Origin of the sequence: Arachnia propionica (genome assembly GCF_003932785.1) — a bacterium.
Taxonomy (GTDB): Bacteria; Actinomycetota; Actinomycetes; order Propionibacteriales; family Propionibacteriaceae; genus Arachnia; species Arachnia propionica_B.
In genome coordinates, this window is sequence record NZ_RQYT01000057.1 from 1 (window position 1) to 14,310 (window position 14,310).

Below are 14,310 nucleotides of genomic sequence, written 5' to 3' on the forward strand. Positions count from 1 at the left end.
CCACCAACCTCCACGACCCAACCGGCCTCCAACCCATCACCACAGAACAACTCGACGCCTACCGCAAAGCCAACTCCCCCAAATGGGGCACAGCCCTCGCCATCGCCGCAGGCGCAGCCCTGACGATCTTCGGCGGCCCCGCAGGCATCGCCGCAGCAGTCGCGATCGGCGCAGGACTCAGCGCCGGAGGCAACCTCATCGACCAAGCCTGCAGCGGCTACCCCATCAACTGGCAACAAGTAGGCCTCAGCGGAGCCCTCGGAGCCCTCGGCGGCGGCATCGGCGCAGCAGCCGGAAACCTCCTTGGCCCCCTCGCCGGCCAGGCCTTCCCCCGCCTCGCAGGCACCCCCCTCGGACAACGAGCCCTCCAAGCAGGCATCGGCGGCACCACCGGCGGCCTCTCCGGCTTCATCACCGGCGGCATCGCAGCTGCCGCCACCGGAGGCAACTTCTGGCAAGGCGCATGGCAAGGCGCCCGAGACGGAGCCATCGCAGGAGCCGCAGGCGGAGCACTCGCCAAACCAACACCACCAAACCCAGCCAGGACACCCGACGGTACTGAACTTCGCATGGGCGGGAGAACTACAATTGGCGGGCTCGATCACCCAACAAAGGCTATGATGAAATTCTCGGCAAAAAACCCGGAGGAAGGCATGTTTGACGTGATTGGGCACGGCTCTCCCCACGACATAGCTGGCCGCTCACCTGCCGAGGTAGCAAGCCGAATTCGCTCCTCCTACGACGGCCAAGACATCCGGCTACTTTCGTGCAAAACCGGCTCCCCGGAAGGATCATTTGCCCAAGACCTGGCCACCATTTTAGGAGTCCGCGTAAAGGCGCCGACAACCGATATTGGATCAAGCAGCCGAGGTAACACGTTGACAATATTTGACGGAGGAGAGTGGCGATGGTTCGACCCGAACGGCTGATTCTGATCGGCTACTGGGATGGCCCTCTGGCCAGCCCCGGTTGGCCGCAAGCAGAAGACTTCGTTGATTCAAACTGGGATGCGGAGGAGCGCGAGTTGGTCGCAGACCACCTGCAAACCGGGATGATTGTTCGTCGCTACATGGGGTACTCTCCCTGCCGGTTCTGCGGCCGCAACAACGGCAGCCTGGAGTTGACCGACGGACATTTCGTGTGGCCCGAAGGACTGGCCCACTACGTACTGGAGCACGACGTTCGACTTCCCGAGCGCTTCGTTCGACACGTCCTCGACATGATCGACACTCTGGAATCAGCAGAGCATGACGAGGACTGGTGGCGCCAAGTCAGCAGCCCTACCCAGATTGAACCTACCCATTCGACAAAAGACCACTGACCGCGTTACACATGGGGCTCTTTTCAGTAGGCTCGAGAAGATCAGCGCCAAGCAGCGGGAACCGCTAGAGATTTAAAATTTTGATTGGACTGCTACATGTTTTGTGGACACCGATGAAAATTCTGATTCATTTCGAACAGGTTAGGTAAAATCGGTATCATGGCAGGATCGAAGTACAGTGATGAGTTCAAGGAACAGATCGCGGCGGAGGTGATCGAGAAGTCGCGTCCGGTCAGTGAGGTCGCGAAAGCGTACGGGCTGGGTGAACAAGTGGCGCAGGACCCATCCAGACAGCAGCGGAGAAGAACTCACTTCTGTCGAGCTGGCGGAATTGAAGAAGGTCAAGGCCCAATTGCGGGAAGCCCAGATGGAGATCGAGTTCAGAGACAAAGAGGTTTATTCAGGTGGTGAGGAAGTAGAGGCCGAGTACTGCTTTGATGGTTGTGGGGAAGGTTGTGTATGGGCGGCGATGGTCGGTGTGGAGGATGCGCCAGGTTTTGAGGTGGGCGATGGCTTGTTCGACGGGCCATCTGAGTTGGTTGATCTGGGTGTTGTAGTTCTTGATTCCTTCGGGCATGGGTTTCCCTGCTGGTTTCTTCTGTGGGGTGGTCATTCCGCGCCCGGTGTAGCCTTTGTCGGCGATGAACTGGGATGGGTCTCGTCCTTCGAGGATGGTGTGGGCGTCGAGCGCTGCGACATCGTGGGTGTTGCCCGGGAGTGGGTCGGAGACCCACAGGATGTCACTGGTCACGGAGCAGATGACCTGGAGGGTGATCCCGGTGGTGTGGTGTTTCCCGGAGTACGGCTCGGGATGGGTACGCCACGACCAGCAGGGCATCAACGTTCCATCGATCAGCAGGGCGGTGTCGGTGGGGACCTCCTCGAGGGTGGGGACCAGGTCGGCCAGGACCTCGGCCACGGCTTGGATGAATAGGGTCACCGCTCGACTGATGCTGGGCTGGGACACACCGAACTCTTCAGTGATGTCGGCCTGGGTCCTGTTCGTGCGCAAGTACTTGCACACCGCCACCACCGCCCGACGAAGTCCCAGAACACTGCCATGCAGTGCTCGACGGAAGCGCGTCATCTCACCCCAGCGGTCGCAAACCGTCGATAAAGCGACAGTTCAAGACCGCTGGGTCGCAACGCCGCCTTGGGCAGCGGACCGGACGGGCGGGCCGCGTCGGAGCGAGGATCCGGGCGTGAGGGAGGTCGAGCCGCGGACCCAGGTCGAGGTTAGGTGGAGCTGCGAGGACCAGAGGTGGTCTCGCCGGACCCGTCGCGTCCCAGAGGTTTCGGAACAAAAGGTGTCAGGTTTCACTTGAAACTTGTAGCCGTGTTGACTATCCTCGGAGGAGCAGCGTGGCTTCCGACTGAGGAGACTCGGCATGTCTGAGATGCAGAACCGGATCCTTGAATACGTCATGGACAACCAGCGGGCCGACGTGGTCGAGCTGGCAGCCATGATGGCCGTCTCCACCGTGACCATCCGCAAGCACCTGGACCGGCTGGAACGCGACGGGCTGCTCAGACGGGAGCACGGTTACGCCGTGGCCGCCTCCGAGGACCACATGCTCTCCCGGCTGGCCCACCACCACGACATCAAGCGTCGCATCGCCAGGCGTGCGGCTGAGAGTGTCACCGACGGGGAGACCGTCATGATCGAGTCCGGCTCCTCCTGCGCCCTGCTGGCCCGGACCCTGTTCGAGACGGGACGCGACATCACCGTCATCACCAACTCAGCCTTCATCGCCGACTACACCCGTCGCCTGCCGTCGTCGAGGACCGTGCTGCTCGGCGGCAACTACCAGACCGACTCCCAGGTCTGCGTCGGACCCCTCGCCGTCGCCGCCGCGAAGAACTTCTTCGTGGACAAGCTCTTCATCGGTGTCGACGGCTACACCGAGGAGTCCGGGTTCACGGCCAAGAACCTGCAACGCGCCGAGATGGTTCGCGCCATGGCCGCCCAGGCCGAGCAGCTCATCGTGCTCACCGAGTCGTTGAAGTTCCCCAAGCTCGGGGCGGTCCGGCTCGTCCCCGTCTCCCAGGTGCACACCCTCTACACCGACGACCGCATCCCAACCCCCATCCAGACCCACCTCACCGACGCCGGGGTCACGTTGATCAAGGTCCCGGCCGACACCCCCACCGACAGCCATCCCTGACGTCCCCACCCTGAAGGAGCCCATCATGACCGTCACCGACAACCGCCCCACCGCCACGGCCCCCCATTTCGGCACCCTCACCCCCCGCATGGCCGCCTGGCGGGAGGAACTCATGGAGACCACCCCGTCGGTCTGTGCGGAACGGGCCGTGCTCACCACCGAGACCTACAAGGCCCACCAACATGAGCCGATGGTGCTGCGTCGCGCGCTCATGGTCGACAACGTGCTGCGGCACATGAGCATCTACATCGAGCCCGCCACGCTCATCGCGGGCAACCAGGCCTCCGCCAACCGTGCCGCCCCGATCATGCCCGAGTACGCGATGGACTGGGTCATCGCCGAACTCGACGAGTTCGACAAGCGACCCGGGGACCGGTTCACCATCACCGAGGAGGTCAAGGAACAGCTGAGGGGGATCGCCCCCTACTGGGAGAACAACACCCTCAAGGACCGTGGTCTGGCGCTCATGCCCCCGGCCAGCCGTGTCTTCTACGATCTCGGTCTCATCCATCCCGAGGGCAACATCACCTCCGGCGACGCGCACATCGCCGTCAACTACCAGCGCGTGCTGACCGAGGGCCTCAGCGGCTACCTCGCCCGGACCAGGGAACACCTCGACGCCCTGGACCTCGCCGAGCCGGGCGCACTGCGGAAGTCGTACTTCTACCGGGCCATCATCATCACCCTCGAGGCGGTCATCGCCTTCGCGCGTCGCTACGCCGACCTGGCCGAGGAGCTTGCCAGCACCGAGGTCGACGACGAGCGTCGCGCCGAACTCGCCGAGATGGCCCGTATCCTGCGTCGAGTCCCCGAGCACCCGGCGAGCACCTTCCACGAGGCCGTCCAGTCGGTGTGGCTGGTGCAGCTGGCCCTGCAGATCGAGTCGAACGGGCACTCGTTGTCCTACGGCCGTTTCGACCAGTACATCAACCCCTTCTACGAGGCCGATCTCGCCGCCGGGCGCATCACCGAGGACCAGGCCGTCGAACTGCTGACCAACCTGTGGTTGAAGACCATCACGGTGGCGAAGATCCGGGGTTGGTCGCACACCCGGTTCTCCGCAGGCGGACCGCTCTACCAGAACGTGACCGTCGGTGGTCAGACGGTCGACGGACAGGACGCGGTCAACCCCACCTCCTGGCTGGTGCTGAAGTCCGTCGCCCAGACGAAGCTGCCGCAACCCAACCTCACCGTCCGCTACCACAAGGGCATCTCCGACGAGTTCATGCTGGAGTGCGTCGAGGTGATGCGGCTCGGGTTCGGGATGCCCGCGCTCAACAGCGACGAGGTGATCATCCCCTCGCTCATCGAGAAGGGGGTCACGAAGGAGGACGCCTACAACTTCTCCGCCATCGGATGCGTCGAGGTGGCGGTTCCCGGCAAGTGGGGGTACCGCTGCACCGGGATGAGCTTCCTCAACTTCATGAAGACGCTGCTCATCGCCATGAACAACGGCATCGACCCGAAGACCGGCACCCGGTTGGCCCCGGCGACGAAGCACTTCACCGAGATGGAGAGCTTCGACGAGGTGATGAAGGCCTGGGAGGTCACCGTCCGGGAACTGCAGCGTCAGTGCGTGATCCTCGACGCCGCCGCCGACACGGCGCTGGAGGAGAACGTCGCGGACATCCTCTGCTCCGCGTTGACGGAGGACTGCATCGGGCGCGGCAAGCCGATCAAGGAGGGTGGCGCGGTCTACGACTTCGTCTCCGGCCTGCAGGTCGGTATCGCCAACCTCGGTGACTCGCTCGCCGCCATCAAGAAGTGCGTGTTCGAGGACCAGACCATCACCACGACGGAGCTGTGGGAGGCGCTGCAGAACGACTTCTCCGATGTGCGGGGCAAGGAGATCCAGGCGCTGCTGCACGCCGCCCCGAAGTACGGCAACGACGACGACTACGTCGACTCGCTCCTCGTGGAGGCCTACGACATCGCCATCGACGAGATTCTGTCCAGCCGCAACACCCGCTACGGGCGGGGCCCGATCGGCGGCACCTACTACGCGGGGACCTCGTCGATCTCGGCGAACGTCCCTCAGGGTGCCTCCACCGCGGCGACCCCGGACGGCCGCAACGCAGGCGTGCCGTTGGCGGAGGGCTGCTCCCCGGCGCACGGTTCGGACGTCAACGGCCCGACGGCGGTGTTCAAGAGCGTGGGCAAGCTGCCGACGCACTCGATCACCGGTGGGGTGCTGCTCAACCAGAAGGTCAACCCCCAGATGCTGATGAAGGACCAGGATCGTCGCAAGCTGGTGATGCTGCTGCGCGCCTTCTTCAACCGGTTGGAGGGCTTCCACGTGCAGTACAACGTGGTGAGCCGCGAGACGCTGCTGGATGCGCAGGCCCATCCGGAGCGGTACCGCGACCTCATCGTCCGGGTGGCGGGTTACAGCGCCTTCTTCAACGTGCTGAGCAAGGCCACCCAGGACGACATCATCGCCCGAACCGAGCAGACGCTGTGAGTTGATCGTCGGTGCGACTCGCCTTCGGCATCGACATCGGCGGGACCGGCATCAAGGCTTCCTGTGTGGACCTGGATGCCGGTCTCCTCGTCGGGCCGCGCCACGTCATCGACACCCCGTCCGGGGCGAGGCCCGACGAGGTCGCGGCGGCCGTGGCCAAGAGGGTGCGCGGATAGGGGGATCGTGACGAGGATCGTCATGGTGGCCTCTTGGCAAGGCGGACGACGAAGAGCGCACTGGATCGTGCGTTCGAGGAGGACAACGCTGCCAGGGGGTCACCGGGGCGACCGCAGTGGATGCGCCTATCCGCGCACCCTCCAAGGTGGTGTTGGACTGTGGCTGCTGTTGGGCCAGCCGGATCGGGGTGACGGTTCCGGCGGTCGTGGATGCCGACGGGGTGGTGCGCACCGCGGCGAACATCGACCCGTCGTGGATCGGTGTGGACGTGGTCGCGCTGCTGTCGGGGGCGGTCGGCCGGAACGTCGTCGTGCTCAACGACGCCGATGCCGTCGGGCTCGTGGAGGCGCGGGTCGGTGCGGCCGCCGGTCATCCGGGCGTGGTGGTCGTGGTGACCCTGGGCACGGGAATCGGCACGGCGCTGCTCATCGACGGGGCGCTGATGCCGAACACGGAACTGGGGCACCTGGTGGTGGAGGGCCACAACGCGTGCTTCTGGGCGTGTTCGGTGGCCAGGGAGCGTGAGCGGCTGTCGTGGGAGGAGTGGGCGGTCAGGCTGCAGGCGTACCTGAGATACTTGGAGGATCTGCTGTGGCCGGGGCTCATCGTCATCGGCGGCGGCATCTCGGCGGCCTCCGAGCGGTTCTTCCCGCTGCTGGACACCCGTACCCCGCTGGTCGCGGCGTCGCGGTTCAACGACGGCGGGATCGTCGGTGCGGCCCTCGCCGCGGCCGACGCGCACCCGGAGACGGCCGTGTGCCCCTCGACGGTGAGCTGCCGGGTGGGACTTGAGTGGGGCCGGTCCTGAACAGGAACGCGCGGGAGATGTGTGGTACCTGAGAGGATGAGGCATGACCTTTCCTCCCGAACGCGACTCCGGGCGTCCCGATTTCCAGCCCGCGACGCCACCCCAGGCCCCCGCAACGCCACCCCAGACCTCCCCGAACCTGCCGTTCGTCGGGGCCGAGCCGGTCCCCAGCGGTGCCTCGCAGTCCTCCTGGCCTCCGCCCGGGATGTATCCGATGGCTTTCCCCGTCCAGGTTGCGACTGGTCCGCAGCGGCCGAGCAGCGCGACCGCGGCGTCGGTGCTCGGCATCGTCGGTGGCAGCCTTGGGCTGCTGTTCGGGATCATGATGATGTTGGGCGGCAGCGCCATTCTCACCTCCAGTGCCGGCGACATCGACACTCCGGTGGGTGCCACTCTGGTCGTCTTCGGTCTCGTCATCATGGCCGCGGCCGTCATGCTGTTGGTCGCCGGGATCACCCATCTGAAGGGTCGAGGACATGTCGTGCTGACCGTCGGCGCGGCCCTGCAGCTGCTGCTGGCGTTGCTCACGGGTGCCGGGGCGCTCTCCTCCAAGGGCTCGGCCTCTCCGTTGCTGCTCATGGCGCTGGTGGGGGTGGCTCTGGCCATCTCGACACTGATCCTGACCCACACCTCCTCGGCGCGGGCTTGGCGGCAGTGGCAAAAGCGGCAGGGGACACAGCCGCCCCACGCTGGCTTGCGGTGACCACGTCCTCGCCCGGCGGCGGGAGCGCCAAACAGCCTCAGGGGCCCTGGACGGCCCTGGGGCTGTACCGGCCCTCACCCATCCCCCTGCTGAGAGGTCCAAGCCCAGATTCTGGCCGAATGGCAGACGTTTCCGGATGGGTCGGAGGCCAGTTTCGCGGTAGAATCGGCGAGGTTTGATCGCCGTCGGGGAGCCGACGGCCGTTTCATGGGACGGGAGCACCGCGTGGCAGACGAGCAGATGGACGAGCTGGACCCCACCACCGGGGACGCCCAAGGGGGCAACACTCACACCGACGCGGTCTACGACGCAGAACAGATCTCGGTCCTCGAGGGCCTGGAGGCGGTGCGCAAACGTCCCGGCATGTACATCGGCTCCACGGGTGAGCGGGGCCTGCACCACCTGGTGTACGAGATCGTCGACAACGCCGTCGACGAGGCGCTGGCCGGTCACTGCGACCAGATCGACGTCGCGCTGCTCGACGGCGGCGGCGTACGGGTCGCCGACAATGGCCGGGGCATCCCCGTCAAGGAGCACCCCGTCGAGAAGATCCCCACCGTCACCCTGGTGCTGACCGTCCTCCACGCCGGTGGCAAGTTCGGCGACGGCGGCTACAAGGTCTCCGGCGGCCTCCACGGCGTCGGCTCCTCCGTCGTCAACGCCCTGTCCCGCGAGTTCACCGTCGAGGTGTCCCGCGACGGCCGCCGTCACGCCCAGACCTTCGACCTCGGCGTGCCGCGCTACGACCTCAAGACCTTGGAGGAGACGGAGGACCGCGGGACCACCATCACCTTCTACCCCAGCGAGGACATCTTCGAGACGACGGTGTTCAACTACGAGACCCTCGCCACGCGGTTCCGGGAGATGGCGTTCCTCAACAAGGGGCTGCGGATCACGCTCACGGACCTGCGCACCGTGGACCGGGAGGGCGAGGACACCGACGAGGAGCACCGGTTCGACTCGTTCCGCTACGACAACGGCCTCATCGACTACGTGAAGTTTCTGTCCCAGTCCAGGGAGCCGATCCACCCGAGCGTCATCGACGTCGAGACCCACGACGACGCGCAGGGCATGAGCCTCGAGATCGCGATGCAGTGGAACAGCTCCTACAACACCTCCGTCCACACCTTCGCCAACACCATCAACACCCACGAGGGCGGCACCCATGAGGAGGGGTTCCGTGCCGCGTTGACGAACACTGTCAACCGGTGGGGCGAGACGTGGGGGCTGGTGAAGAAGAAGGAGGACCGGGTCTCCGGCGACGACATCCGTGAGGGTCTCACCGCGATCCTGTCCATCAAGATCGCCGAACCGCAGTTCGAGGGGCAGACGAAGACGAAGCTCGGCAACACCGAGGCCAAGTCGTTCGTGCAGAAGGCCCTCAACGACAAGCTGGGCGACTGGTTCGAGCGCAACCCCAACGAGGGCAAGGACATCATCCGCAAGTCGCAGGCTGCGGCCGCGGCCCGGATCGCGGCCCGCAAGGCCCGTGACATGGCCCGCAACCGCAAGGGGCTGCTGGGCGGCGGAGGCCTCCCCGGCAAGCTCGTCGACTGCCAGTCCCGCAACCCCGCCGACTGCGAGGTGTTCATCGTCGAGGGTGACTCCGCCGGCGGTTCGGCGCGCGGCGGCCGCGACCCCAAGACCCAGGCGATCCTGCCGATCCGCGGCAAGATCCTCAACGTGGAGAAGGCCCGGCTCGACAAGATCCTCGCCAACAAGGAGGTCGAGGCGATCATCAACGCGCTCGGCACCGGAATCCAGGAGGACTTCGACCTCGACAAGCTGCGCTACCACAAGATCGTGCTCATGGCCGACGCCGACGTCGACGGCGCCCACATCCGCACCCTGCTGCTGACGCTGCTCTTCCGGTTCATGCGGCCGCTCATCGAGGCAGGACACGTCTACCTGGCCCAGCCGCCGCTGTTCCGGCTGCGTTGGACCAACGCCCCCCACGAGCTGGCCTACAACGACGTGGAGCGCGACGCGATGCGCGACGCAGGGCTGGCGGAGGGCAAGAAACTGCCGAGCGTCAACCCGATCCAGCGGTACAAGGGTCTCGGCGAGATGAACGCCGACGATCTGTGGGAGACCACGATGGATCCGGAGAAGCGGATCCTGCTCCAGGTCAACCTGGAGGACGCGGCGATGGCCGACCAGATGTTCTCGATCCTCATGGGCGAGGACGTCGAGCAGCGTCGCCACTTCATCCAGCACAACGCCCGCGACGTCCGCTTCCTGGACATCTGACCCGCCCCCGAGCAGTAAGGAACCACCGTGTCCGAAGACACCACCCCGGAGGCCGACGAGCAGGTCGAGGCGGACTCCCAGGGACTCACGACGATGGAGGGCCGCACCCAGCCCGTCGATCTCCACACCGAGATCCAGAAGTCGTACCTCGACTACGCCATGTCCGTCATCGTCGGCCGGGCGCTGCCGGACGTCCGCGATGGTCTCAAGCCGGTCCACCGTCGCGTGCTCTACGCGATGTGGGACGGCGGCTACCGGCCCGACCGTGGCTGGAACAAGTGCTCCCGGGTCGTCGGCGAGGTGATGGGTCTCTACCACCCGCACGGTGATTTACCGATCTACGACACCCTCGTGCGGCTCGCGCAGCCGTGGGCGATGCGGCTGCCGCTCGTGGCGGGCCAGGGCAATTTCGGTAGCCAGGGCAACGACAAGGCCGCCGCCATGCGGTACACCGAGTGCAAGCTCGCCCCGCTGGCCGCCGAGATGGTCCGCGAGATCGAGCAGGACACCGTCGACTTCAAGCCGAACTACGACAACCGGGAGACCGAGCCGGTGGTGCTGCCGGCCAGGTTCCCGAACCTGCTCGTCAACGGCTCCACCGGCATCGCCGTCGGCATGGCGACGAACATCCCCACCCACAACCTCCGCGAGGTCAACGACGCGGTGCAGTGGGCGCTCACCCACCCCGACGCGACGAAGGAGGAGCTGCTGGAGGCCGCCATGCAGCGGATCCAGGGCCCCGACTTCCCGGGCGGCGGGCTCATCGTCGGTCGCCAGGGCATCGAGGACGCGTACCGCACGGGCCGCGGCTCCGTCGTGATGCGGGCGGTGATGGACCTGGAGGAGGACCCCTCGGGTCGGCAGGCCATCGCCATCACGCAGCTGCCCTACATGTGCAACCCGGACAACCTCGCCACGAAGATCGCGGAGCTGGTCAACTCGGGTCGCCTCACCGGTATCGCCGACATCCGCGACGACACCTCGGCGCGCACCGGGTTGCGGCTGGTCATCGTGCTGAAGCGTGACGCGCAGCCGCGCGTCGTGATGAACAACCTGTACAAGCACACGGCGCTGCAGGACACGTTCGGCTGCAACATGCTGGCCCTGGTCGACGACGTGCCTCGCACGCTGCGACTCGACCAGTTCATCTCGCTGTGGATCAAGCACCAGATCGAGGTCATCCGCCGCCGGACCGCCTTCCAGCTGGCCGACGCGGAGAAGCGGGCCCACCTGGACCGGGGCCTGGTCAAGGCGCTCAACATGCTCGACGAGGTCATCGCGCTGATCCGGGCGTCGCGCACGGCGGAGGAGGCCTCCGTCGGGCTGCAGGAGCTGCTGGACATCGACGAGCTCCAGGCGCGCTTCATCCTCGACCAGCAGCTGCGGCGGCTGGCGTCGATGGAGATCCAGAAGATCATCGACCGTTTGGCGGAGATCGAGCGGCTCATCGCCGACCTCAAGGACATCCTGGCCTCCGAGGAGCGGCAGCGAGCCATCGTCGGGATGGAGCTGCAGGAGATCACCGACAAGTACGGCGACGAGCGGCGCACCCGGATCGTCGCGGCCGATGGTGACTTCTCCGAGGAGGACTTCATCGCGGACGAGGACGTCGTGGTGACGATCACGCACGGCGGCTACGCCAAGCGGACCCGCGCCGACCAGTACCGCGTCCAGAAGCGCGGTGGCAAGGGGGTTCGTGGCGCGACGCTGCGGGCCGACGACGAGGTGGCGCACCTGTTCAAGGCGACGAACCACGAGTGGCTGCTGTTCTTCACGAACCTCGGCCGGGTGTACCGGGCGAAGATCTGGCAGCTGCCGGAGGCGGGTCGGGACGCGAAGGGCGGCCACGTCGCGGGGCTGCTGTCGTTCCTGCCGGACGAGCACATCGCTCAGGTGATGACGCTGCGCAGCTACGACGACGCCCCCTACCTGGTGCTGGCGACGCGTCGTGGTTTCGTGAAGAAGACGGCGCTGGCCTCCTACGACTCGCCGCGGCAGGCGGGGGTCATCGCCATCAACTTCCGCGAGGAGGGCGACGAGCTCATCGGTGCGGCGCTGTGTTCGGCCGAGGATGACGTGCTGCTGATCTCCCGGAAGGGGCAGGCCATCCGGTTCCAGGCCTCCGACGACCAGCTGCGGCCGATGGGCCGCGCCACCTCCGGTGTGACGGGGATGCGGTTCCGCGGCGACGACGAGCTGCTGAGCATGGCGATCCTCGGCGGGGAGGCCGATCTTGACGGCCGGTTCGTGTTCACCGTCACCGACGGTGGGTTCGCCAAGCGCACCGCCGTCGCTGACTACCGGCAGCAGGGTCGTGGCGGGCTCGGGATCAAGGCGATGCGGCTGACGGATGACCGCGGGTCGCTCGTCGGTGGGCTCATCGTCGGGGAGGGCGATCAGGTCATCTCGATCAAGACGTCCGGTCAGGTTGCGCGCTCCGCAGTGGCGGATGTCCCGGTCAAGGGACGGGACACGATGGGCGTGAAGTTCGTCCACGTGCGGGGTGAGGACTCCGTCGCGGCCATCGCCTTGTACCCGGAGGAGAACGGGGATGCGACGGACGAGGTTGCGGAATCCCCTGTGGAAGCGGGTACGGTGGCTGAAGCAGCGACGGACGAGGCCGTTTCGGCCGAGGAGGTGACAGGGGATGAGTGACAAGAATCCCCAATGGCCCGGGCGGGACGGCAAACCCGGTGTGAGCTTCGCCCCGAAGGGGTCCCGCAAGCAGCGGAACCAAGGGCGTTCCTCCCAGAAGGCCGCCCAGGCGCCTCAGGCGGCGCAGCCCGCCAAGCCGACCAAGCCGGAACCCGCGGCGGCCGCCGCGGCACCGGTTCAGTCCCCGCCGCCTCCTCCGCCCGCGCCCAAGCAGTCCCAGGCTGCCCCGTCGAAGGACGCCGGCAAGCAGTCGGCGGCCAAGCAGGGCAAGCCCGCGGATCCCATGTGGGCGACGCCCCCCGCAGCCCCCGCCCCGAAGCTTGCCCCGATGCCGGCGCCGGGTGGCTCGTCGTCCCAGGCGGCGGCCTCGGGCAAGGAGGCGAGCAAGGATGTCACGTCCACCGGGGAGACGTCGAAGGGCGGCATCCGGAAGACGCGTAAGGCCCGGCTGCGGTTGTCGCGGGTGGATCCGTGGTCGGTGATGAAGACCTCGTTCCTGTTCTCCATCGCGTTCGGGATCATCCTCGTCGTGGTGACGGCGGTCCTGTGGCGCGTGGTCGAGGGGTCGGGTGCGCTGGACTCGGTCAACTCGACGATGAACCAGCTCATCGGTGACGCGAACACGAAGTTCGAGATCCGGACCTACATCAACTCGGGTCGCATCGTGGGTCTGGCGGCGGTGCTGGCCGCCGTGGACGTGCTGATCCTGACGGCGGTGTCGACGCTCTTCGCCTTCCTCTACAACCTGGCGGCCACGGTGATCGGCGGCTTGGAGGTGACGCTGTCCGAGGACTGACGGATTTGAAGCACCAGCGGCGGGTGCGCTAGAGTTTCGCCTCGTCGCAGCACGGGCCTATAGCTCAGGCGGTTAGAGCGCATCCCTGATAAGGATGAGGTCGCTGGTTCAAGTCCAGCTAGGCCCACACCACACCCCGGCACCAAGCCGGGGTTTCGTGTTTCCGGGGTTCCTCAACCGCTGAGGACGCCCTGGAAGGGCTGGAAAGGTTGACCAGGAGAACCCTCTAACCCCACCCCAGCCCTGCTGCCCCCCAGAATCCGGAGCCAAGGTCTCGTCCCTCTCCTCCCCGATGACATTGCCGATCGCCGCTCCGGCTGCGGGGAGTGCGCCGGTCTGTTGTTCTCACGGTCGCGGGCGGGGGTGGTCGGGGTGTGGCGGGGAGCGTCGCCGACCTGCCGTACCCACGAGCACGAGCAGGAGCTGGACGACATCCATGACGTCCTGCCCTTGAGCGACCCCGCGCAAGTGTGCACGAACCGCCGTCCTGCTTCGAGTAAAACGTTTCAAACAACGTCTCGAGGAGGCAGCCCGGCGATTCGTGACCGGGGGTTTCCTCGGGTGTGGTGGCGGCGCCAGGCGCCCGAGAGGCCTGCCGCAGCCTGGAAGGGTGGGGTCGGGCGTGGTCGTTCAGCCCCATTTGGCGGGGCCGATCGACCGACGGCAACCCCGGAGTTGCATCCGCCATCGACGGCGTGTAATGTTCTCTCTCGCCCCACGGAGCTGGAAACAGCGCCAAGGGGAACCCCAAGCCCGACGAGTTGGTGGACCTGGATCACCGGGAACACCCGAGACGAGCCGCGCCCGCAAGGGCCACGGGGTCACCACAACTCAACCGAATCGCTCGGATTTGACATCCGAAAAGATTCCAGTAAAGTTGGTCGAGTCGCTCCCCTGCGGGGTGGGTGTCCGAAACTTGAGAACTCAACAGCGTGCTTTAAGTCAATGCCAATTTTTTGTGTAGCACCCTTTTG

The 14,310-nt window shown here is 66.1% G+C and carries 11 protein-coding genes, 1 tRNA gene and 1 pseudogene; 12 read left to right on the forward strand and 1 reads right to left on the reverse strand.

Annotated features, from left to right (window positions below):
- The 3 genes and pseudogenes from EII35_RS16035 to EII35_RS14490 form a co-directional block, all read left to right on the forward strand.
- A pseudogene (locus EII35_RS16035) lies at positions 1-929 on the forward strand (hypothetical protein); the annotation flags it as partial.
- Complete coding sequence (locus EII35_RS14485) at positions 908-1,321, forward strand: hypothetical protein (protein WP_125229176.1); 414 nt, start codon at positions 908-910, stop codon at positions 1,319-1,321. The pseudogene EII35_RS16035 and the gene EII35_RS14485, both read left to right, overlap by 22 nt.
- Positions 1,322-1,480: 159 nt before the next feature.
- Positions 1,481-1,732 (forward strand): transposase, encoded by a 252-nt coding sequence (locus EII35_RS14490; protein ID WP_125229177.1) that lies wholly within the window; start codon positions 1,481-1,483, stop codon positions 1,730-1,732.
- Here the strand turns inward: EII35_RS14490 and EII35_RS14495 are convergent.
- Entirely contained in the window at positions 1,722-2,408 is a 687-nt protein-coding gene (locus EII35_RS14495; protein WP_125229178.1) for a transposase family protein, read from the reverse strand. The genes EII35_RS14490 and EII35_RS14495 overlap by 11 nt on opposite strands.
- 301 nt (positions 2,409-2,709) lie before the next feature.
- Between EII35_RS14495 and EII35_RS14500 the strand changes: the two genes are divergently transcribed.
- From EII35_RS14500 to EII35_RS14535, 9 genes are all read left to right on the forward strand, one after another.
- Entirely contained in the window at positions 2,710-3,486 is a 777-nt protein-coding gene (locus EII35_RS14500) for a DeoR/GlpR family DNA-binding transcription regulator (protein ID WP_125229179.1), read from the forward strand.
- Positions 3,487-3,511: 25 nt separating this feature from the next.
- On the forward strand, positions 3,512-5,947 hold the full coding sequence (locus tag EII35_RS14505) for a glycyl radical protein (RefSeq protein ID WP_125229180.1): 2,436 nt from the start codon (positions 3,512-3,514) through the stop codon (positions 5,945-5,947).
- 11 nt (positions 5,948-5,958) lie between these two features.
- The gene (locus tag EII35_RS16040) at positions 5,959-6,123 is read left to right on the forward strand and encodes a hypothetical protein (protein ID WP_185744370.1); all 165 of its coding nucleotides are present in this window, start codon (positions 5,959-5,961) and stop codon (positions 6,121-6,123) included.
- Between the two features lie 146 nt (positions 6,124-6,269).
- The gene (locus tag EII35_RS14510; RefSeq protein ID WP_221739776.1) at positions 6,270-6,932 is read left to right on the forward strand and encodes an ROK family protein; all 663 of its coding nucleotides are present in this window, start codon (positions 6,270-6,272) and stop codon (positions 6,930-6,932) included.
- A 43-nt stretch (positions 6,933-6,975) separates the two neighbouring features.
- Positions 6,976-7,635 carry a hypothetical protein gene (locus tag EII35_RS14515; RefSeq protein WP_125229182.1) on the forward strand — a complete coding sequence of 220 codons (660 nt, stop codon included), beginning with the start codon at positions 6,976-6,978 and terminating at the stop codon, positions 7,633-7,635.
- 240 nt (positions 7,636-7,875) lie between these two features.
- Entirely contained in the window at positions 7,876-9,885 is a 2,010-nt protein-coding gene (gene gyrB / locus EII35_RS14520; protein ID WP_125229185.1) for a DNA topoisomerase (ATP-hydrolyzing) subunit B, read from the forward strand.
- A 93-nt stretch (positions 9,886-9,978) separates the two neighbouring features.
- Positions 9,979-12,540 (forward strand): DNA gyrase subunit A, encoded by a 2,562-nt coding sequence (gene gyrA / locus EII35_RS14525; RefSeq protein ID WP_395858258.1) that lies wholly within the window; start codon positions 9,979-9,981, stop codon positions 12,538-12,540.
- Positions 12,533-13,336, forward strand: a complete 804-nt coding sequence (locus EII35_RS14530; protein ID WP_125229184.1) for a DUF3566 domain-containing protein — start codon at positions 12,533-12,535, stop codon at positions 13,334-13,336. The genes gyrA and EII35_RS14530 overlap by 8 nt, the downstream gene beginning before the upstream one ends.
- A gap of 53 nt (positions 13,337-13,389) precedes the next feature.
- Positions 13,390-13,463 (forward strand) — tRNA-Ile (locus EII35_RS14535).
- Positions 13,464-14,310: the final 847 nt, after the last annotated feature.

What these genes read in the sequence shown, in the direction of transcription:
- EII35_RS14485 (WP_125229176.1), top strand. Translation starts at nt 908, where the DNA reads ATGGTTCGACCCGAACGGCTGATTCTGATCGGCTACTGGGATGGCCCT.
- EII35_RS14490 (WP_125229177.1), top strand. Translation starts at nt 1,481, where the DNA reads ATGGCAGGATCGAAGTACAGTGATGAGTTCAAGGAACAGATCGCGGCG.
- EII35_RS14495 (WP_125229178.1), bottom strand. Translation starts at nt 2,408, where the DNA reads ATGACGCGCTTCCGTCGAGCACTGCATGGCAGTGTTCTGGGACTTCGT.
- EII35_RS14500 (WP_125229179.1), top strand. Translation starts at nt 2,710, where the DNA reads ATGTCTGAGATGCAGAACCGGATCCTTGAATACGTCATGGACAACCAG.
- EII35_RS14505 (WP_125229180.1), top strand. Translation starts at nt 3,512, where the DNA reads ATGACCGTCACCGACAACCGCCCCACCGCCACGGCCCCCCATTTCGGC.
- EII35_RS14515 (WP_125229182.1), top strand. Translation starts at nt 6,976, where the DNA reads ATGACCTTTCCTCCCGAACGCGACTCCGGGCGTCCCGATTTCCAGCCC.
- gyrB (WP_125229185.1), top strand. Translation starts at nt 7,876, where the DNA reads ATGGACGAGCTGGACCCCACCACCGGGGACGCCCAAGGGGGCAACACT.
- gyrA (WP_395858258.1), top strand. Translation starts at nt 9,979, where the DNA reads ATGGAGGGCCGCACCCAGCCCGTCGATCTCCACACCGAGATCCAGAAG.
- EII35_RS14530 (WP_125229184.1), top strand. Translation starts at nt 12,533, where the DNA reads ATGAGTGACAAGAATCCCCAATGGCCCGGGCGGGACGGCAAACCCGGT.